This is a genomic window from Glaciecola sp. 2405UD65-10 (assembly GCF_048820975.1).
GTDB lineage: Bacteria > Pseudomonadota > Gammaproteobacteria > Enterobacterales > Alteromonadaceae > Glaciecola.
On the sequence record NZ_JBMEUF010000001.1, the window covers coordinates 2,263,134 to 2,284,581 of the forward strand.

The following is a 21,448-nucleotide window of genomic DNA, read 5'->3' on the forward strand; positions in this document are numbered from 1 at the left end:
TGATGAACATACGTATATTAGTAGTTGATAACTCCCCCAGCATTCGTCAAATGATAAGTATTACACTTAAGTCAGCTAAATACATAGTGACTACGGTTGAAAATGGGCAAGCTGCTTTAGCATTGTGTGAACGCATGCTGTTTGACCTTATAATAACTGACACAAGCATGGCAAAAATGGATGGCTTAACACTCATTGGCTATATACGAAAATTACATTGTTATCGTGATGTTCCCATAATGCTAATCACCAATGAAACAAGTGCCCAGGCAAAAGCACAAGGCAAGCAAGCTGGCGCGACAGAATGCTTAGTGAAGCCGCTGAATCCACAACACCTACTTTCCCTTACAGCAAAAGTGTTGGCTTAATTACATAAATAATTAGCCGCTACTTATAAAGTTTTTAGCTTATTTAACGATAAACTAATTAATGGTCTTTTTACATTCATAATAAGAAAGATATATCACTGGGCTAAACATAAGCATACATAGCGTTTATTAAGCTGGCCTAAAAATTTTCTTTGCGCATAACTTGAGGAAGTATAGTGAGTACCGAGGAGTTACAAACTAAAATTAAGCTACTCGAGCGCCAGCTAGAAAAAGAACGGCGAGGCCGAAAAGAAATAGAAGAAGTACTGCGGTCAAAAATGACGCAGTTGTACAACAGTAATCAATACTTGGACACCATGACGCAGCGCCTTCAATCTGCGCTTTGGGCCGGTAACGAAGTAGTATGGGAATTTAACATTGCTGACAACGCCTATTGTGTTTACAACAGCATAAATAAAAGCTCAGCAAGCGTTGCTAATGTGGGCTCTTTTGACGATATGATCAACAGTGTGCACGAGGATGAACGCCGTGAATTTGCTCAGGCGTGGCAAGCGCATATTTCGGGTAAAACCGACGGTATCAATGTAACGGTACGGCGCTTTTCTAGCCGAAAAAAGTCATATAGATGGATTAGTATTCGCGGTAAGAAAGTCTGCAATGAAAATGATGTGCTCGAAAAAGTAATTGGGGTGTACAAAGACGTTAATACCGCTTATTTAAAGAACCAAAGTTTTCAGACTGTCCTAGATGCATTTTTAAACTACAAATATCCCGCGTTTATTATTGATTCTGAAACCAAACACGTTGAAATCAACTACGTTTTTTACCGTATGTTAGGCCTCGAAAACACATATCTGAATCAAGATGCCCTGCGAAAAATGTTTCCTACGAACGAAATTATTAAGCAGCAAAGAAATGAGCAACGCTCTTTCAACGCTACAATTCAATGGAATGAACAAGCAATAGTGAAGAAAATCACCCTCTCTGACACCTTGTCAAAAGCTAATAACAAAAACGAAACGCGATACATTGTTGGATTTGCGACTAAAAACGAGTCTTAAGTGTAAGCATCTTCGCTGATTAGACCAGTAAATTGCTGAAAACATGCATATAAGTGTGTTATTTTACGCCCAGTGAAAAAATTAAGGGATTATTAAGTGTATTTTTGTCTTAATTTGAACGTTAGCGGCAAATTAGCCACTAAACCCCTACTTTATTAAACAAAAGCGTGATTTTAATGCAAATTCTGTTGTTGAATGGTCCAAATCTCAATCTGTTAGGTACGCGAGAGCCTCATATATACGGTTCAACAAGCCTTACCGATATCGAGACACAGTTAAAAGAGTCTGCACAAACCCAAAACATTGGAATGCAGTGCTTTCAATCAAACGCCGAACATTTACTGATTGACGCTATTCATCAGGCCAAAGGCAATATAGATGGAATCATCATAAATCCTGGCGCTTTTACTCACACCAGCATTGCTATACGTGATGCTTTGGTAGGGGTTGATATCCCATTCATAGAAATTCATATTTCCAATATTCATAAGCGTGAAGCGTTTCGCCATCACTCCTATTTTTCTGATATCGCAATAGGCACTATTGTTGGTTTAGGAACACACGGATACGGCTATGCATTTGACGCTCTTGTTACACATATAAAAAGCAAATTGGCTTAACACAACATAAATTTAAAGGCAGCACCATGGACATTAGAAAAATTAAAAAATTGATAGAATTGGTTGAAGAATCAGGTATTTCTGAGTTAGAGATAACTGAAGGTGAAGAATCAGTACGAATTCACCGCGGCAGCTCTTCACAAGGCGCGCAACTTGCGTATGCGCCACAAATGATACAACAAGCTCCAGTAGCTTCTGCGCCCGTAGCCTCGGCACCTGCCGCCGAAGAAGCGCCAGCATTGCCTACTGGCCACGTGGTAAAATCGCCAATGGTGGGTACTTTTTATCGCTCATCGTCACCTGAGGCAAAACCATTTGTTGAAGTGGGCCAAAAAGTTCGTGTGGGTGACACACTGTGCATTATAGAAGCCATGAAGATGATGAACCAAATTGAATCAGATGCAAGTGGTGTGGTACGTGAGATTATAGTCGCTAATCAAGACGCTGTAGAATTTGACCAACCATTGTTTGTGATCGAATAAAAGGGCCTCATCATGCTTGATAAAGTGCTAATAGCTAATCGCGGTGAAATCGCGCTTAGAATATTGCGGGCTTGTAAAGAGCTTGGCATAAAAACGGTAGCCGCTCATTCGGTGGCCGATAGAAACTTAAAACATGTACTGCTGGCCGACGAATCAATTTGTATTGGTAATGCACCGGCTAACGAAAGCTACCTAAATATTCCGCGTATTATTGCGGCTGCTGAAGTAACTAACGCAATTGCAATTCATCCTGGCTATGGCTTTTTGTCTGAAAACGCCGATTTTGCAGAAGCGGTTGAAAAAAGTGGCTTTGTATTTATAGGTCCTCGCGCTGACACCATTAATTTGATGGGTGATAAAGTTTCGGCAATAGCAGCTATGCGCAAAGCGGGTGTCCCTTGCGTACCGGGTTCTGACGGGCCGTTAGGTGATGACATTGAACGCAACAAAGCTATTGCTAAACGAATTGGTTACCCAATGATTGTAAAAGCTGCCGGTGGCGGTGGTGGTCGCGGAATGCGCGTAGTAAGAAGCGAAGAAGAGCTTGAATCAGCTATTAGCATGACGAAACAAGAAGCTGGCGCTGCGTTTAACAATGACATAGTTTACATGGAAAAATTCCTGGAAAACCCTCGCCACATTGAAATTCAAGTATTGGCTGACGGGCAAGGTAATGCCGTGCATTTAGGTGAACGTGATTGCTCAATGCAGCGCAGACACCAAAAAGTAGTTGAAGAAGCGCCTGCACCTGGTATTTCAGATTCTATGCGAGAAAAAATTGGTGAGCGTTGCCGCAGAGCATGTATTGAAATTAATTATCGCGGCGCTGGTACATTTGAATTTTTGTATGAAAATGGTGAATTCTATTTCATTGAAATGAATACCCGTATTCAGGTTGAGCATCCAGTCACTGAAATGGTGACGGGCGTTGATTTGATAAAAGAGCAACTACGTATTGCTGCCGGCCAGCCCTTATCGATTGAACAATCGCAGGTTAAAGTACATGGTCATGCCATTGAATGTAGAATTAATGCTGAAGATCCTAAAACATTCACTCCTAGCCCAGGCAAGATAACAATGTTTCATGCACCAGGTGGTTTAGGTGTTCGTTGGGAATCACATATATATTCAGGGTATACGGTGCCTCCTTATTATGACTCAATGATTGGCAAGCTTATCACCTTCGGTGAAAGCCGCGATGAAGCTATTGCTAGAATGCGCCATGCGCTGAATGAGCTGGTGATAGATGGCATAAAAACGAATGTTGAGTTGCAGCAGCGAATATTGGCTGATGAGAACTTTTTCAATGGTGGGACGAATATCCACTATTTAGAGAAAAAACTCGAAAAAGAAGCTTAGTTATGAAAACCAGCGAGAGCTGGTTTTTTTATGCTTATTGTAATTTGGACTGTCCCGCTAGTTTCATTTTGGACTGTCCCGTTTAGACTTATTTTGTGATTTGGACTGTCCCGTTTCTTGTTTTGCTTCCAATGTAATCAAAAATCCACCAAAGCCGTATAGATAACAAACCAATTTTGAGGCGCCCTTAAATGTTTAGTTTTTTCAAAAGTAATCCTAGTAAGAAGTTAAGAAAGCAATACGATATGAAGCTTGAGCAAGCCATGCTAGCTCAGCGCAAAGGTGACATTAAAAGTTACTCGCTGTTAACCGCAGAAGCCGAAAAAATGTGGGAGCAAATTCAAGCATTAGAAAGTGGCAAGGAATAAGTCGCTTTCATCTTCTGCCTACACTACGAACTTTTACTTGAGGCTCTTAATGCACCAAGGCTTTCAATGCAGTATCATGCACGCAATTTAGGGTGCGTATCGATGGAATGTTTTTTCGGTATGGCAGTGTGCAAAATAAAACAAGGTTTTCAACATGGCTTGGCAGCAAGTAAAAATAAATGTAAAAGCAGCGTATGCTGAAGAAGTAGGCGACGTGCTATCTGACTTTGAGGCGCAAGCGGTTACCTTTCTTGATGCAAAAGATACTCCAATGTACGAGCCAAAGCCAGGCGAAGTTATGCTTTGGCCCGATACGCAAGTTATTGGCTTGTATGATGCTCAAGATGATATTAGCCACGTAATTAGCCATCTTAAAGAAACATTTTCTAAAGACACCCAAATTGAATGTGTTATTGACCAGTTAGAAGATAAAGATTGGGAACGCGAGTGGATGGAAAACTTTCATCCTATGCAATTTGGTCGCCGTTTATGGATTTGTCCGAGTTGGCGAGATGTGCCTGACCCAAGCGCAGTTAACATCATGCTTGACCCTGGCCTTGCCTTTGGCACAGGCACTCACCCTACCACTGCTTTATGTTTAGAGTGGTTAGATCAAGCTGATTTACAAGGAAAAACCGTTGTAGATTTTGGTTGTGGTTCGGGTATCTTGGCAATTGCGGCACTGCTGCTGGGAGCTAAAGAAGTCATAGGTATAGATATTGATCCTCAAGCCATACAAGCCAGTAGAGACAACGCTGAAAGAAACAGCGTGTCTGACAGATTAAGTTTATACTTGCCCGAAAATCAGCCATGTATTCAAGCTGATATCGTTATGGCAAATGTATTAGCAGCACCGCTGAAAGAGCTGTCAGACACTATTAGCGAGTTTTGCGCGAAAGACGGCTATCTTGTGATGTCAGGGATTCTTGCTGAACAAGCGATCTCGGTTATGAATGTTTACGACCAAAAATTCAAATTTTCGCCTGTAAAACAACAAGGTGAGTGGATTAGGCTAAGCGCTTGTAAAAATACTTGACATTAAAAACAAGTATTAATCATTATTCGATTAAAAATTAACCTTTCCAAACGAATAAAAAATCAGTACTATACGCGACCCATTTGGGAGACGGCTTTCTTTTTTTATTAGGTGGTGCATGCAAATAGGTCCTTACAAGTTGCAAAACAATTTGATATTGGCCCCTATGGCAGGCGTTACAGACCGCCCTCTAAGACGCATTTGCGCCGAGATGGGTGCGGGTTTGGTAGTTTCAGAAATGTTATCTTCAAACCCTCGTGTATGGAAAACAGCGAAGTCACTAAATCGCATGAACCACGAAGGCGAATCTGGCATTCGTTCAGTTCAAATAGCGGGAAGTGAACCTGAGTTATTAGCTCAAGCTGCACAATTTAATGTTGAACAGGGTGCTCAAATTATTGATATCAATATGGGTTGCCCTGCTAAGAAAGTAAATAAAAAGCTTGCTGGTTCTGCCTTATTGCAGCAACCAGAATTAGTAAAAGACATTTTAAAAGCAGTCGTAAACGCTGTATCTGTACCGGTAACTTTAAAAATCAGAACTGGCTGGAATGAGGAAAACCGTAATGGCGTAGAGATTGCCAAAATTGCTGAGCAAGCTGGTATTCAATCTCTCGCGGTACATGGAAGAACTCGAACATGCATGTTTAAAGGTGTAGCAGAATACGACACTATAAAAGCAATAAAAGAAAGCGTGAGTATTCCAGTTGTTGCAAACGGTGATATTACAACACCTGAACAGGCTAAAAGTGTACTTGATTATACTGGAGCCGACGGCATAATGATTGGCCGTGCAGCACAGGGAAATCCTTGGATTTTCAAGCAAATAGAGCACTTTTTATCTACCGGCGGCAAACTAAATGGGCCTTCTATTGAAGAGTTGTCAAAGGTTTGCATTGCGCATGTTAGAGAAATATACGATTTGTACGGTACTCATATGGGGATTCGCATTGCGCGAAAACATGTAGGTTGGTATTTAGCCTCGTACGATACTACTAGAGAGTTTCGCCGAGATTTTAATGTGATCGAAGACAACGACCTTCAGATCCTAGCACTAGAAAAATACTTTTCATTGTTGCCACTGCAAGTGCGTAATAACACTTGCGATGCAGCGTAGCTTTATGAAATTACAAAATAGAGTAGTCATTAATGTTTGATCAAAATTTAACCTCTCCGTTCACCACAACGGTAACCACGCCTTCACAAACTCAGGCTCAAAAGCCTTTACGTTCATCTGTGAAGCAAGCTGTAAATAAATATCTTAAAGAGCTTAATAACCAAGATATAGATAACTTATATGAACTAGTTTTGGCGGAAATCGAAGCGCCATTACTAGAAGAGGTTATGACCTACACTCGCGGCAACCAAACTAGAGCCGCAAACCTTATGGGTATTAACCGCGGAACATTGCGTAAAAAGTTAAAACAGTACGGCTTAGGCTAAATCTGAAATAACATTAAAAAGAGCGTCTATTTACGCTCTTTTTTTTGTTAAACTCCCAGCCCCGGACAGTCCAATTTTCAATTTTTAACCGTTGAGTTCATCATGCAAAGCACCAAAACCATCTCTAGAGCATTAATTAGCGTATCTGATAAAACTGGCATTGTAGAATTAGCCAAAGCCTTAGCTAGCTTGGATATAGAAATATTATCCACCGGCGGAACAGCCACTTTATTACGACAAGAAGGCTTAACCGTTAAAGATGTAAGCGAACATACGGGACATCCTGAAATTATGGATGGCCGCGTTAAAACCCTTCATCCGAAAATACATGGCGGTATTTTGGGACGCAGAGATATTGACGGAAACGTAATGCAAAAGCATGAAATAGTGCCTATTGATTTAGTGATCGTAAATCTATATCCCTTCGCGAACACAGTGGCAAAAGAAGATTGTACCTTTGACGATGCTATTGAAAACATTGATATTGGTGGCCCTGCAATGGTGAGAGCTTCCGCTAAAAACTTCAATGATGTAACCATAGTGGTCGACCCAAAAGATTATGCTGATGTGCTAGCTTCATTAGTGGATGATGAGCCAGGCGTCCCTTACGATTTACGTTTTTCATTAGCAGTTAAAGCATTCGAACACACGGCAAGATACGATGGTATGGTGGCTAGCTATTTCGGTGCTATGCTTAGCGAAGATAAAGATTGCTGCAATGACGATGATTGCGATGCTGAGCATTCTCAATTTCCACGTACCTTGAATGTACAAATGCAAAAGAAACAAGATTTGCGTTATGGTGAAAATAGTCATCAAACAGCTGCATTTTACGTTGAACATGATATTCAGGAGGCGTCAGTTGCCACCGCTGAGCAAATTCAAGGTAAAGCTTTATCATTTAATAATATTGCAGACACTGATGCCGCATTAGAATGTGTTAAAGAATTTAGTGAGCCTGCTTGCGTTATAGTAAAACATGCAAATCCATGTGGCGTAGCAATATGTAGTTCGATACAAAGTGCATATCAAAAGGCATTTAAAACCGACCCTACCTCTGCATTTGGCGGAATAATTGCTTTCAATAGAGAGCTAGACGAAAAAACCGCCAGCGATATTATTGCTCAGCAGTTCGTAGAAGTTATTATAGCGCCGAGCGTAAGCGAAGCTGCTGCTTCGGTGTTGTCAGCTAAAACCAATGTTAGAGTACTAGCATGTGGTGATTGGCAAGGGCAATTGACTGAAGAGTACGACTTTAAACGTGTTAACGGCGGCATGCTTGTTCAAGACAGAGATTTTGGTATGGTTGAACAAGACGATTTAAAAGTAGTTTCTAAAAAAGCACCGACACAAGCGCAGCTTGACGATTTGTTATTTACTTGGAAAGTAGCCAAGTACGTTAAATCAAACGCAATTGTGTATTGCAGAGATGGCGCAACGGTTGGTGTTGGCGCTGGACAAATGAGCCGCGTATATTCTGCAAAAATTGCGGGTATAAAAGCAAAAGATGAAGGATTAGAAGTACAAGGCTGCGTAATGGCTTCTGATGCATTCTTTCCTTTTAGAGATGGAATTGATGCTGCTGCGGAAGCGGGTATTGCTGCGGTAATTCAACCTGGCGGTTCAATGCGCGACCAAGAAGTAATTGATGCTGCAGATGAACATGGCATTGCTATGGTGTTCACGGGAATGCGTCATTTCAAGCACTAAGCTGAACAGTTAAATTAGTTTGGACAGTCTAGATAGTAAGTTTTCTATCTTGCATAAAATTCTGGACTGTCCAAAGTCAACAATTGGAATGTAAGACGATATAAAGAGAGAGTGATGAAAGTATTAATCATTGGTAGCGGCGGCCGCGAGCATGCCCTAGCTTACAAGGCGGCTCAATCTAAGAATGTAGAACAAGTATTTGTAGCTCCTGGAAATGCAGGAACAGCAACAGAGCTTAATGTTCAAAATGTAAATATTAATGCCGACAATATTAGTGCGCTGCTTGAGTTTGCACTTTCTGAGCAAATAGGTCTAACTATTGTTGGCCCTGAGCAACCTTTAGTTTTGGGAGTTGTTGACTCTTTTGAAGATGCAGGTTTAACTATTTTTGGACCATCTAAAGCCGCGGCCCAATTAGAAGGTTCGAAGTCATTCAGCAAAGACTTTTTAGCTAAGTACGACATACCTACGGCTGAGTATAAAACATTTGAAGATATTGATTCAGCAGTAGCTTATATTGATGACAAAGGCGCGCCAATCGTTGTCAAAGCAGACGGTTTAGCGGCAGGCAAAGGCGTGATCGTCGCATTGACTAAACAAGAAGCATATGACGCAGTGCAAGATATGTTAGCCGACAATAAATTTGGTGATGCTGGTAGTCGAGTCGTTATTGAAGAATTTTTAGAAGGCGAAGAAGCTAGCTTTATTGTGATGGTTGACGGCAAAAATGTTCTACCTTTCGCAACAAGTCAAGACCATAAAAGAGCTTATAATGGCGACCAAGGTCCGAATACAGGTGGCATGGGCGCATACTCACCAGCGCCTGTAGTAAGCGATAAAATTCACAACAGGATTATGCAAGAAGTTATTTATCCGACTGTTCAAGGGATGATTGATGACGGCACCCCCTACAAGGGCTTTCTTTATGCAGGCTTGATGATTAACAATAGCGGTGAACCCAAAGTAATTGAGTTTAACTGTAGATTCGGTGATCCAGAAACACAACCTATTATGCTTCGATTAGAGTCTGATTTAGTTGAATTGTGCCAACTTGCTTGCGCAGGTAAATTAGATACCGCCAGTATAACTTTCAATCCTAAAGCAGCAATAGGTGTAGTAATGGCTGCGGGCGGATATCCTGGCTCATATGACAAGGGTGATATCATTTCAGGTCTTGATAGTGCCAGCGAAAACGGCAAGATATTTCATGCAGGCACTATGATCAACAACGGTAATATAGTTACATCAGGTGGTAGAGTACTGTGCATTACATCCTTAGGAAACACAGTAACCGAAGCTCAGCAAAAGGCTTACAAGTTACTTGAAACTGTCTCTTGGGATAATGCTATGTACCGCACGGATATAGGATACAGGGCTATCGCACGAGAGTCTGAATAGCTGTAGTTTTCTTTTGATTATTACGCCGAATTTGTTTTTCAAAATGATATACAAATTCGGCTTCTCCCGCCGCGTAATTAGTTACTGTCTCAAATTCTAGCACAACCGTTATCCAGTTATCATTTCGCTCTGCGAACGCTAAATGCTCACACGATTTTTGTGCTTTAGCACTCAATACCGTTTTGATAAAAGATACATACTCACCTAACGATATATGTTCAACTATAGTCCTACTTGTTTTCACAAAAGAGAAACTAAATGGTAGTAAATGTGAATTTTCAGCCTTCGATGAATTTAAGAGACGGCGTTTTATACTGGTATGCGGGGAAGTTTTAAGGCTTCTAGCTTTACCTGCTCTTATAGGATTTAAGTCAACATAGGCCATACAAGCTAGCACAGCCTGAGCATCTAACAAGGCTTGACTTTTGAAGCGGCTGTCCCAAAAATGCCCTTTCCTTCCGTCCTCTTTATTTGCTCGGTGTGCAATATATGAATTAAGTTTACTCATGAAGGTACTTATGTCGCAAAGTTTGTTTCTATAAACCGCAACCTCTTCAAGAACCTGCGAAAGTTGACCTTCTGTCAAACCCTCACGCCAATTGCTTTCCATATAAACCTGACACAACAGTGAAACTTTACCCACTCTTGACCAACGTTTTAGCACCTCAATACTACTCAATGCCTCGGCTTGGGCAAAGTTTATGTGTAAAACTGAGTGAATATGGTTGTCCATCACAGCGAAGGATAAAAGGTCAATGGCAAATACATCCCCTAACAAAAGCAAGCGCCTTTCAATCCAATCCTGTCTATAGGATTTACCACGCTCGTTTTCAGTATATTTAGATAGAAGGAAGCGTTGGTCAACACAGCGCGACATGCAGTGGTAGTAGCACGTTTGTGAGTAATCGATTAAGTATTTTCTGGCAATAGTCATATTAAAACAATATCAAACCCGCCCTACATGAAAAACTGAATCGTGGTACAGTAAAGTATAAGCTGAGATTAAAATTGGACTGTCCCAATCGAGATCTAGCAAGCTGAAAAACATCTTGACCCATGCCTTAAGCTTGCATATAACTATAATAAACAATAAAAGAAAAATACCATGTCAGTTAAACATCCAATTATCGCCATCACCGGCTCGTCTGGCGCAGGTACTACAACCACCACCAACGCTATCAGGCACATTTTTCGCAACCTCGAAATAGATGCAGCCTCGGTTGGTGGAGATAGCTTTCACCGCTTTACTCGCCCAGAAATGGAAGTAGAAATTCGAAAAGCTCAAGAACAAGGCAAGCACATCAGCTACTTTGGCCCCAAAGCCAACGATTTCGAGCTGCTTGAGACCTTATTCAAGGAGTATGGAAGTAAAGGCCAAGGCCAGTACCGACAATACCTTCATTCATTTGATGAAGCCGTACCTTTCAATCAAATGCCTGGTACATTTACGCCATGGCAAGACTTGCCTGATAAAACCGATTTACTTTTTTATGAAGGATTGCACGGCGGGGTGAAAACAGATGATTGCGACGTCGCATCCTATGTTGACTTACTTGTAGGCATGGTACCTATCGTAAATTTAGAATGGATTCAAAAAATTGTACGCGACACAACCGATCGCGGACACTCCCGTGACGCAGTGATGAGCAGCATAGTACGGAGTCTTGACGACTACTTCCATTTTATCACACCACAATTTTCTAGAACGCACATCAACTTCCAGCGGGTCCCCACCGTTGATACCTCAAACCCTTTTAGTGCACGGGAAATACCTACACAAGATGAAAGCTTTGTAGTTGTACGTTTCAGACGTGACATGAAGAAACTAGACTTCCCTTACCTACTTCAGATGATAGACGGTGCCTTTATGTCTCGAGTAAATACACTGGTTGTTCCCGGGGGTAAAATGGGCTTGGCGATGGAATTAATACTTACTCCATTAATTGCCGAACTTATGGAGAAAAAACGTCGTGCAGATCATCAAATTGACTGGGTCGCTGATAATTAACACAGCTTTGACACACTTAGAAACAAAAGCAAGCTTGGCATAAAAAGTACGATTAGATATATTGCTTAATAAATGGAGTATAGGTGGGTCTCATGGGTCAAGAAACAACCAAAATTATAGTAGTAGACGACGACATACGCTTGCGAGCTTTGTTAGAACGCTATTTAGTTGAGCAAGGATATCAAGTAAGAAGCGCCGGAAATGGCGAACAAATGGATCGCTTACTTGAGCGCGAAAACTTTCATCTAATGGTATTAGATTTAATGTTACCTGATGAAGATGGACTGTCCATATGCCGAAGGCTTCGCCAACAAAAGAACGAAATTCCCATCATCATGCTGACCGCCAAAGGCGATGAAGTTGACCGTATTATTGGGCTTGAAATGGGTGCTGATGACTATTTGCCTAAACCATTTAACCCTCGAGAATTGTTAGCGCGAGCAAAGGCCGTTTTACGCCGAAAAGTAAATGAAGCTCCTGGCGCTCCTTCTCAATCGGAGCAAGTTGTTGATTTCGGCCCCTTCACTCTTAATTTAGCGACCCGTGAAATGTCGGAAGAAGGCAGCCCCATGACACTAACAAGCGGCGAATTTGCCGTATTAAAGTCACTAGTCACACATCCACGGGAGCCTTTATCACGAGATAAACTTATGAATCTAGCTCGTGGCCGTGATTACAGCGCCCTAGAGCGAAGCATAGATGTTCAAGTATCTCGTTTACGTCGCATGCTTGAACAAGACCCTGCCAATCCAAGATATATCCAGACCGTATGGGGTCTGGGCTACGTGTTCGTGCCTGATGGCGAAACTCGGGCTTAAGTCTTTTTTTGTAAAAATATCACCCAGCAGCACGTTTGGCCAAACCGCGCTGCTTATTGGTGCTTTGCTGTTTATCAACCAACTCGTATCATACTTGTCAGTTACCCATTATTTTATTGGACCAAGCTATCAACAAATCAATAAACTTATTTCAAATCAATTAAATACCTTCTTTTTGCATGACATAAAATCTTTATCCCCAGAACAGCGCCAGACACTCCAAAAAACAACAGGCATAAGATTTCATGATGAAGTATCAGCCATGCACGCAGGCCTCAACAACGCCGCATATTTTGATTTCATGTCAGAGCAAATAAGTCTGCAACTAGGCAAGTACACCGAAATACGAGTAAAAACCGGTGAAGACTACGTAATTTGGATACGACCGCCTCAAAGCCCTGACATGTGGGTGTCTATTCCTCTTGAGGGTATCAATGAGCAATCCTTATCTCCCCTTACGATGTATTTTGTGGTAATTGGTGTTTTAAGCGTTACTGGCGGTTGGCTATTCGTAAGGCGACTCAACCGGCCTCTTCAAGCGCTTCAAAAAGCCGCTCGCCAAGTGGGAAAAGGCAATTTTCCAGAAGCACTTCCTCTAGATGGCAGTAGCGAAATCATAGCCGTAACTGAAGCTTTCAACAAGATGTCACAAGACATCAAACAGCTTCAAAATGACCGTATCATTATGACCGCTGGAATATCCCATGATTTGCGAACACCACTTACCCGTATAAGGCTAGCAAGCGAAATGCTACCTGAAGAACAAGATTGGGTAAAAGATGGCATTGCTCACGATATCGAAGATTTAAATGCCATTATTGATCAATTTATTGATTATGCCCGACAGGATCAGCAAGAAGAAATGTCATTTTTTGATATCAATTCTCTTATTGAAGAGTTGGTAGAAGCACATAGCGTAGATACTAGCCATACAATAGACCTAAACTTACATAAGCTCCCTCGAACCAGGCTACGCAAAGTAGGGATTAAACGTGTAATCGAGAATTTAATCTCAAATGCTTTTCGCTATGGTAGCGATAAAATCGTTGTTACCACACAGCTTACTGATAAAAATAAAAGTATTTATTGCTCAATAAGGGATTTCGGCAAAGGTGTAGATGAAGCTAAAATTAACAACTTGTTTAATCCTTTTGTTCAAGGAGATCACGCACGAGGCAGCTCGGGTTCTGGACTTGGTTTGGCAATAGTAAAACGAATAGTTGAAAGCCATGGCGGGCGCATGGCTTTCACAAATCACCCTGATGGAGGCTTAAATGCCGCATTCGTTGTGCCTATTCACTATCAAACGCCAGCCCCATCTAAATCAGCTTAAGCATTCCCCGACTGCAAGTTATGCGAGTGAATGTTTTCAACGTCAATTTTATCAAATTCATAAACACTGTGGCAAAATTGGCAATCCATTTTAATACTGCCATCTTCCTCAACAATTTCTAATAACTCTTGCTTCGCTACATTTTTAAGGGCCTGAGCACTTCGTTCTTTAGAGCAATCACAGAAAAACATAACGTCTTGAGGTTCGAAAATACGCAAATCATCAGCGTGATACAAACGGCGAATCATTTCACTGTGCGGTAAGGTTAAAATTTCTTCTTGCGATACCGTTTCGGCTAAGTGAGCAGCATGTTCAAAATCTTCGTTTGATTCAACATTTGAAGTTTCGCTTGATGTAGGAACGATTTGAATCAACAATCCTGCGGCTTTTGCTACAGGAGCGCTCTGGGTAGTCAGATACACTTTAGTTAGCAATTGCTCAGATTGTAAGAAGTAATCTTCTAAACAAGCTGACAAACTTGGCTTATCTAGCGCAACCATACCTTGATACCTTTGACCATCTTTAGGGGTAAGCGTTATGGCTAGCACCCCCTTTTTAAACCAGCTGGTAAAATCTTCCGGCCAAGTTTCAATATCATCATTCCAGCGCGCAACACCTTTTAATTTCTGCTCATGAGTACCATTTACAATCGCATAGCGAATAAGGCCTTCACTTTGAATTTGCAGGGCTATTTCACCCTCAAATTTTAATGTTGCGGTTAATAAACTTGCTGCCGCCATCAACTCACCTAAAAGCTTTTGTACAGCAAGAGGGTAATCAGCAGAGGCAAGGATTTGTTGGTAACTATTGTCTAAGCTTACTATTTCACCGCGTAAGGGGCGGTTTTCGAATAAAAATCTGTCTAATGTATCTGTCATGTGAAGCCTATTTACTGATGTTTAAATTTAATAATTTGTCTACGTTGCTTTTTGTCAGGTCTGGAGTCTGGCCTTGGGCTATGAAAAAGACTCAATTTTCGGGCCTGATTGTTTTTCTCTCGTTGCGCAATACTCTCTGGCGTTTCTTCAAACAATAATTGCGCTAATTCAGCGCCTAATCTTTTATCATGAAGTTTGAGCACCTTTACTATTTTTTCGTCGTATCCTGCTGGAACCTTAATAATTGCGCCGAGTTCCACTACTCTGCTAGGTTTCGCGCGTTGTTGATTATATTGAACTTTTCCTGATGAAATTAAATCTCGGGCGATTGAACGGGTTTTACAAAAACGTGCCGCCCATAACCACTTGTCGAGCCTAAGGGATTCAATATTGGACTGTCCCCGACCTTGCGTTTGCCCTTTGTTTTTAGTCATGTAAATCACACCTCAAATACCAATCAATTGACGCAAAAATAAGAAACTGGACAGTCCAATTTATAAATCTCGGTAGTCAAAACCACAAACCGGGACAGTCCAAACGCAAAGTCCACATAAAAGTACCAGCAATATTGTGACTTTCAGCCCAGTTTAAAGTAGCCAAGCCAAAAAAATTACAATTTTTAATCAAATCAACTTCACATTAAAATGTTCATAAAAATTTAATTAACATTCAAGTCGCACTAAATACGTATTCGCGAGTCCTATTTGTGATTTATTTACGTACAATACTACATAGCTATTGTAGCATGCATCCGGACTAGCTATGATTATCAATCTTCTAACTATAAAGCAGTAGCATTTAAACCACATGAGTTCATTGTCTTTATCAAGTGCAACAGAGTTCTATCAACGATACGAAAGTAAGTTGATAACCATTATTGTGGTGCTCCTAAGTATATATCTTTTAGCTTTTGCCGCTAAAATCACGTGGAAACTTGTTCCCAGCGAACAGCAAACGCAAGTAAATTCATCACGCTCCACTCAAGCAAGCAACAATACGAATAAACAAAGTAGCCAAATAGAAGTGGACGATTTACTCAGCCTAAATTTATTTGGCGATGCCCAAGCGCAAGATGCACCAGAAGTTCAGCAAGCTGCAGAAGACGTACCAGAAACCTCTCTCAACCTTTTATTGCTTGGCGTAGTTGCCAGCAATGATCCTGAACTTGGCTTGGCCGTTATTGAATCAAAAAATCAGCAGGAGTCATATGCTATTGGCGAAAAAATCCAAGGCACGAACGTTACCTTAGATGAAATCTTTGCCGACCGCGTTATTATAAAGAATCGACTCACTCGTGAAACCTTGATGCTTGAGGGCTTAGATTACGAAGAAGCTAATAAGCAAAAAGCCCAAGCGAGCAACGAACAACAAAGCTTAACCGCTAATTCGCGCACCGTTAGGCCAAACCCTCAAGAAATCAGAGACGCACGAGCAAAGCTAGCCTCATCTCCCGATAGCTTCGCAGACTTTATATCCTTATCGCCCCACAGGGTTGAAAATGAATTAATAGGATACAGAGTGTCGCCTGGCAACAATGCAACATTATTTAATTCAGTTGGCTTGAAAAACGGTGATATTGTGGTTGAATTAAATGGTTTAAATTTATCAGACTTACAACAATCTCTTGAAGCACTTAGTGAGCTGCAAGAAGCCGATAACTTACAACTTGAAATCATGCGTGGAAGCGAATTTGTTTCCCTAGATTTAGATATTACAAATAGTACCGAAGATGAATAAGGTAGCCGTTATATGATGCTTATCAAGCATGGAAAATTAGTAAAAGGACTTGTTCGCTCTTTTATTGCCGCAGGCGTACTTTTGAGTGCATCTGTTTTGGCGCAAGAAGCAGAATTCCAACCTAGCTTTAAAAATGTTGAAATTACTAAATTTATCGACATTGTGGGTGACAACCTCAAACGCACTATTATTGTTGACCCAAACGTACGCGGTAAAATTAGCATTACCAGTTACGACCTAATGACCGAAGAGCAGTACTATCAGTTTTTCTTAAACGTTCTTCAAGTACATGATTTTGCAGTAGTCGAAATGCCAAATGGCATACTTAAAGTCATTCGCTCTAAAGACGCCAAGTCATCTAATATTCCAGTAGTGGAAGAAGCGGATTTTAACGGTGATGAAATGATCACCCGCGTTATTCCCGTTTACAACGTTCCCGTTCGTGACCTAGCCCCCATTTTACGCCAATTAAATGATCAAGCCGGCGGCGGAAACGTAGTTGCCCATGACCCTTCAAACGTAATGATGATTACCGGCCGCGCCGCCGTAGTTAATCGACTAGCTGAAATAATAGAACGCGTTGACCAAGCCGGCGACGAAGAAGTTGAAGTAGTTAAGCTAAAATATGCGTCTGCCTCTGAAATGGTACGCATTATTGACAGTATTAATAACTCTCAAGCAAAGCAAACTGCAAACGCCAAATCAGGTCCACGCCTAGTAGCAGACGACAGAACAAACAGTGTAATTGTGAGCGGCGATATTAAATCGCGCCAGCGCATAGTCAGCCTAATATCACGTATGGATCAAGAGTTGGAATCAAGCGGAAACACCCGCGTTATCCATTTGAAATATGCAAAGGCTGAAGACCTAGTTAAAGTACTGCAAGGCGTAAGCGCGAGCATTCAATCAGAAAGCCAAGGCAGCACTCAAACGCGTCGTTCAAGCACAAGCTCACGTGACGTAAACATTGATGCCCATGAAGATAGCAACTCATTGGTAATAACCGCTGAGCCTGACATGATGCGCTCTCTTGAAGAAGTGGTTCGCCAATTAGATTTGCGCCGTGCTCAGGTGCAGGTAGAAGCCATTATTGTAGAAGTATTTGAAGGTGACGGTGTGACTCTTGGTGTGCAGCTTGTTTCAGAAGAAGGTGGCGGCACGCAATTCACAAACGGCGTTATTGGTGTAGGATCTTTGGGCGTAGCATTACGTGAAGCCGAAGATACCATAACCACCGTAACCACGGTTTCAAATGACGGCACACCGGTTGAAACCACTGACACCAGTGAAGGGGACTTAACATCTCTAGCTTCTTTACTCGGTGGTGCTAACGGCCTTATTGCCGGCGTAATACAAAATGGTTGGGGCGCAGTGGTTCAAGCCGTAAGCACAGACACCAATTCAAACATATTGGCCACCCCGCACTTAACCACTATGGACAACGAAGAAGCGTTTTTTATTGTGGGCCAAGAAGTGCCAATTATTACCGGGGCAAGTACCGGCTCAAACAACTCAAATCCCTTCCAAACGGTTGAGCGTCAAGAAGTGGGTATTAAGTTAAAAGTTACCCCGCAAATTAACGAAGGTGATGCCGTTCAAATGACGATTGAACAAGAAGTGTCAAGCGTGAGTGGCGCTACCTCAGTGGATATATCAATTAATAAACGTGAAATTAAAACTACCGTAATAGTAGATGATGGCGGCACAATTGTACTGGGCGGGCTTATTGACGAAGACGTTCAAGAGAGCATTTCAAAAGTACCTTTGTTGGGCGATATTCCTGTTTTAGGGCACTTATTCAAAACTACCACCACAAGCAAAAGAAAGCGTAACTTAATGGTGTTTATAAAACCTACCATTGTGCGTGATGGTATTACCATGAACGAAATAAGTCACAGAAAATACAACTATATACGCGCTCAACAGCTTGACCGCAAATCCCAAGGCATACCGCTTATGCCTTTTGAAGAAGGTCCAAGTTTACCGGCATGGGACGACGCGCTTACTCTTCCCCCTTCATTTGAAGAATATTTAAGTGAGCAAGACAAGAAGAAAGAAGACTAATGCCAGTTCAAGTAGACAACAATCAAGGTGCGGCCGAAAGCCAGCTTGAAGCCGTGGCTGACAGCGTGGCAAGTGAGCAGTTTGAAGCGCAGTTAGACGAAATTGAAGAAATTGCCGGTATTTCTCAGTTACCCTTTAGTTTTGCTAAACGCTTTAATGTGCTTCTTGATACTAAAACAACGCCTTATGATTTGTACTATACCGACGAAACCCCAATTAGTGCATTTATGGAAGTTAGGCGCTTTTGCGGCCAAGAATTTGTCTTAAAGAAAACCGAACATTCATCGTTTGAGACTTTGCTAACCGATTATTTCCAGCGTGATTCATCTGAAGCGAAACAGTTGATGGAAGATTTAGGTAACGAAAGTGATTTGTTCGCTTTAGCTGAAGACTTACCTGATACCGAAGACTTACTCGACAACGATGACGATGCGCCCATTATTAAATTGATTAACGCCATGCTAGGCGAAGCCATTAAAGAAGGTGCGTCTGACATACACATAGAAACCTTTGAAAACCAGCTTATTGTGCGTTTTCGAGTGGATGGTGTATTGCGCGAAATACTGCGCCCGAACCGCAAAATGTCATCAATGCTGGTGTCACGTATTAAGGTAATGTCTAAAATGGATATTGCTGAAAAACGGGTTCCGCAAGACGGGCGAATTAGCCTGCGCATAGGCGGTAGAGCAGTAGACGTTCGCGTTTCTACTATGCCCTCAAGCCATGGGGAGCGCGTGGTACTGCGTTTGCTCGATAAAAACAACGCGCGCTTGAACCTACAAGATTTAGGCATGACGCTAGACAATCGTACAGAATTTTCAGAACTTATCAGAAAGCCCCACGGCATTATGCTAGTAACGGGGCCCACCGGCTCAGGTAAGAGTACCACCTTGTACGCAGGTTTAAGTGAAATAAACTCTAAAGACCGCAATATTTTAACCGTTGAAGACCCAATAGAATTTGATTTAGAAGGCATTGGCCAAACACAGGTTAACTCAAAGGTAGATATGACCTTTGCACGCGGCCTTCGCGCAATACTACGTCAAGATCCAGATGTAGTAATGGTGGGTGAAATACGTGATATAGAAACTGCACAAATTGCAGTTCAAGCAAGTTTAACTGGTCACTTAGTGCTTTCCACCTTGCACACGAACACAGCAGCAGGTGCAATAACTCGTTTAGAAGATATGGGAATAGAGCCCTTCTTACTATCATCAAGTTTGCTATCAGTGCTATCTCAACGCTTGGTGCGAACCCTGTGTAATGAGTGTAAAACGCCGCATAATCCAAGTGCACGTGAGCTTGAAATATTGGGCCCAAATGCCAAAGCTGATACGGTTATATTTAATCCCGTGGGATGCGTTTCTTGCAACCATACCGGTTATAAAGGCAGAACCGGCATTCATGAACAACTCATTGTTGATGAAAAAGTACGCGAGATGATGCACGATGGGCGCGGCGAACAAGCCATTGAGAAATACATTCGCACCACTACCCCTTCTATTAGGCAAGATGGCTGCGATAAAGTGATAGCCGGTGTTACCTCTCTGGAAGAAGTGCTCAGAGTTACAAGAGAAGAGTAATGCCAGCATTTGCATATAAAGCCCTAGACGGAAACGGTAAAAATAAAAGCGGCGTGCTCGAGGCCGATAACGCACGCCAATTGCGCCAACAATTGCGTGAAAAATCTCTTATTCCACTTGAAGTTGAACAAGTAGCTGAGCAAAAAACCGCGCAAAAGAGCTTTTCATTCCTGTTTAGCCCAAGCATTTCGACCACTGAATTAGCTTTATTGACCCGCCAATTATCAACACTAATTGAGGCTTCATTACCTATTGAAGAAGCCTTACTCGCAGTGGCAGAACAATCTGAAAAGCCGCGCACTAAAAATATGATGATGGCTGTTCGCAGTAAGGTAGTTGAGGGGCACAGTTTAGCCAAGGCCTTAGGTGAATTCCCCAATGCCTTTGATAACTTATTTCGCGCTATGGTGGCTGCGGGTGAAAAGTCAGGCCATTTAGATGCCGTACTGACTCGCTTGGCCGACTACGCCGAACGGCGCCATCAAACCAAAAGCCAAATAACCCAAGCATTAGTTTATCCACTGTTAATGATGGTAGTGGCATTAAGCGTAGTGATTATGTTGCTAACGGTAGTCGTGCCTAAAATTGTTGAACAATTTGACACCATGGGCCAAGACCTTCCCACCATAACCAAAATAATGATAGCCATAAGTGATGGCTTGCAAAATTATGGTGTGTACGGTGCTGTTGTCATTGTGTTACTAATATTTGCTATTAACAGAATGCTGAAAAACCCACGCTTAGAGCTTAAGTGGCATAAGACTTTACTGACCTTGCCATTTGTAGGGAAGCTTTCGCGCGGAACTAATACCGCAAGATTTGCTCGAACCTTAAGTATATTAACCGCCAGCAGCGTTCCTTTGCTTGAAGCTATGACCATAGGCGGAAAAGTATTAGAGAACAAGCATTTGCAAAATTTGGTGGCACAAGCTGCAGAGCGTGTAAAAGAAGGCAGTAGTTTACGTACCGCACTTGATGTAACCAAAGTATTTCCCCCTATGATGATGCATATGATTGCATCGGGCGAACGTTCGGGTGAACTTCAACAGATGTTGGCAAGAGCTGCTGACAACCAAGAGCGTGAATTTGAAAGCACCATTAATATGTCGCTTAAGATTTTTGAGCCGGTACTTATTGTCACAATGGCTGCGGTGGTATTATTTATAGTAATGGCTATTTTGCTACCCATATTAGCGCTAAACAATTTAGTAGGAATGTAAA

21 protein-coding genes are annotated in these 21,448 nt (G+C 41.9%); 18 read left to right on the forward strand and 3 right to left on the reverse strand.

Annotated features, from left to right (window positions below; genetic code table 11):
• Positions 1–2: 2 nt before the first annotated feature.
• From ACOI22_RS10075 to purD, 11 genes are all read left to right on the forward strand, one after another.
• Positions 3–368: a response regulator gene (locus ACOI22_RS10075; RefSeq protein WP_420671897.1), complete on the forward strand. Its 366-nt coding sequence runs from the start codon at positions 3–5 to the stop codon at positions 366–368.
• Positions 369–544: 176 nt separating this feature from the next.
• On the forward strand, positions 545–1,390 hold the full coding sequence (locus tag ACOI22_RS10080; protein ID WP_420671898.1) for a PAS domain-containing protein: 846 nt from the start codon (positions 545–547) through the stop codon (positions 1,388–1,390).
• A 176-nt stretch (positions 1,391–1,566) separates the two neighbouring features.
• Entirely contained in the window at positions 1,567–2,010 is a 444-nt protein-coding gene (gene aroQ, locus ACOI22_RS10085; protein ID WP_420671899.1) for a type II 3-dehydroquinate dehydratase, read from the forward strand.
• A gap of 26 nt (positions 2,011–2,036) precedes the next feature.
• Positions 2,037–2,492 (forward strand): acetyl-CoA carboxylase biotin carboxyl carrier protein, encoded by a 456-nt coding sequence (gene accB / locus ACOI22_RS10090; RefSeq protein WP_420671900.1) that lies wholly within the window; start codon positions 2,037–2,039, stop codon positions 2,490–2,492.
• A gap of 12 nt (positions 2,493–2,504) precedes the next feature.
• The gene (gene accC / locus ACOI22_RS10095; RefSeq protein WP_420671901.1) at positions 2,505–3,851 is read left to right on the forward strand and encodes an acetyl-CoA carboxylase biotin carboxylase subunit; all 1,347 of its coding nucleotides are present in this window, start codon (positions 2,505–2,507) and stop codon (positions 3,849–3,851) included.
• Between the two features lie 191 nt (positions 3,852–4,042).
• Complete coding sequence (locus ACOI22_RS10100) at positions 4,043–4,219, forward strand: DUF6435 family protein (protein WP_420671902.1); 177 nt, start codon at positions 4,043–4,045, stop codon at positions 4,217–4,219.
• A gap of 154 nt (positions 4,220–4,373) precedes the next feature.
• On the forward strand, positions 4,374–5,255 hold the full coding sequence (prmA, locus tag ACOI22_RS10105; protein WP_420671903.1) for a 50S ribosomal protein L11 methyltransferase: 882 nt from the start codon (positions 4,374–4,376) through the stop codon (positions 5,253–5,255).
• Positions 5,256–5,373: 118 nt separating this feature from the next.
• Positions 5,374–6,372 (forward strand): tRNA dihydrouridine synthase DusB, encoded by a 999-nt coding sequence (gene dusB, locus ACOI22_RS10110; RefSeq protein WP_420671904.1) that lies wholly within the window; start codon positions 5,374–5,376, stop codon positions 6,370–6,372.
• Between the two features lie 32 nt (positions 6,373–6,404).
• Positions 6,405–6,698, forward strand: coding sequence for a DNA-binding transcriptional regulator Fis (gene fis, locus ACOI22_RS10115; RefSeq protein WP_420671905.1), 294 nt, complete (start codon positions 6,405–6,407; stop codon positions 6,696–6,698).
• 102 nt (positions 6,699–6,800) lie between these two features.
• Positions 6,801–8,408 (forward strand): bifunctional phosphoribosylaminoimidazolecarboxamide formyltransferase/IMP cyclohydrolase, encoded by a 1,608-nt coding sequence (gene purH, locus ACOI22_RS10120; protein WP_420671906.1) that lies wholly within the window; start codon positions 6,801–6,803, stop codon positions 8,406–8,408.
• Positions 8,409–8,522: 114 nt separating this feature from the next.
• A complete protein-coding gene (gene purD, locus ACOI22_RS10125; protein WP_420671907.1) occupies positions 8,523–9,806 on the forward strand; it encodes a phosphoribosylamine--glycine ligase in 1,284 nt (427 codons plus the stop codon).
• On the opposite strand, the gene ACOI22_RS10130 is transcribed toward purD, so the two are convergent.
• Positions 9,784–10,740, reverse strand: coding sequence for a transposase (locus tag ACOI22_RS10130; RefSeq protein WP_420671908.1), 957 nt, complete (start codon positions 10,738–10,740; stop codon positions 9,784–9,786). The two genes, purD and ACOI22_RS10130, sit on opposite strands and share 23 nt — an antisense overlap.
• A 171-nt stretch (positions 10,741–10,911) precedes the next feature.
• On the opposite strand from ACOI22_RS10130, the gene ACOI22_RS10135 reads away from it, so the two are divergent.
• From ACOI22_RS10135 to envZ, 3 genes are all read left to right on the forward strand, one after another.
• On the forward strand, positions 10,912–11,814 hold the full coding sequence (locus ACOI22_RS10135; protein WP_420671909.1) for a phosphoribulokinase: 903 nt from the start codon (positions 10,912–10,914) through the stop codon (positions 11,812–11,814).
• Between the two features lie 92 nt (positions 11,815–11,906).
• A complete protein-coding gene (gene ompR, locus ACOI22_RS10140) occupies positions 11,907–12,632 on the forward strand; it encodes a two-component system response regulator OmpR (RefSeq protein WP_420671910.1) in 726 nt (241 codons plus the stop codon).
• Positions 12,613–13,965 (forward strand): two-component system sensor histidine kinase EnvZ, encoded by a 1,353-nt coding sequence (gene envZ / locus ACOI22_RS10145; protein ID WP_420671911.1) that lies wholly within the window; start codon positions 12,613–12,615, stop codon positions 13,963–13,965. The genes ompR and envZ overlap by 20 nt, the downstream gene beginning before the upstream one ends.
• Here the strand turns inward: envZ and hslO are convergent.
• On the reverse strand, positions 13,962–14,843 hold the full coding sequence (hslO, locus tag ACOI22_RS10150) for an Hsp33 family molecular chaperone HslO (protein WP_420671912.1): 882 nt from the start codon (positions 14,841–14,843) through the stop codon (positions 13,962–13,964). The genes envZ and hslO overlap by 4 nt on opposite strands.
• An 11-nt stretch (positions 14,844–14,854) precedes the next feature.
• On the reverse strand, positions 14,855–15,277 hold the full coding sequence (gene hslR / locus ACOI22_RS10155; RefSeq protein ID WP_420671913.1) for a ribosome-associated heat shock protein Hsp15: 423 nt from the start codon (positions 15,275–15,277) through the stop codon (positions 14,855–14,857).
• 373 nt (positions 15,278–15,650) lie between these two features.
• Here hslR and gspC point away from each other — a divergent pair, with 373 nt between their 5' ends.
• The 4 genes from gspC to gspF are packed head-to-tail and all read left to right on the forward strand — an operon-like array spanning position 15,651 to position 21,447.
• A complete protein-coding gene (gene gspC, locus ACOI22_RS10160) occupies positions 15,651–16,580 on the forward strand; it encodes a type II secretion system protein GspC (RefSeq protein WP_420671914.1) in 930 nt (309 codons plus the stop codon).
• A 12-nt stretch (positions 16,581–16,592) separates the two neighbouring features.
• On the forward strand, positions 16,593–18,644 hold the full coding sequence (gspD, locus tag ACOI22_RS10165) for a type II secretion system secretin GspD (RefSeq protein WP_420671915.1): 2,052 nt from the start codon (positions 16,593–16,595) through the stop codon (positions 18,642–18,644).
• Entirely contained in the window at positions 18,644–20,227 is a 1,584-nt protein-coding gene (gspE, locus tag ACOI22_RS10170) for a type II secretion system ATPase GspE (protein ID WP_420671916.1), read from the forward strand. The genes gspD and gspE overlap by 1 nt, the downstream gene beginning before the upstream one ends.
• A complete protein-coding gene (gspF, locus tag ACOI22_RS10175) occupies positions 20,227–21,447 on the forward strand; it encodes a type II secretion system inner membrane protein GspF (RefSeq protein WP_420671917.1) in 1,221 nt (406 codons plus the stop codon). The genes gspE and gspF overlap by 1 nt, the downstream gene beginning before the upstream one ends.
• Position 21,448 lies beyond the last annotated feature (1 nt).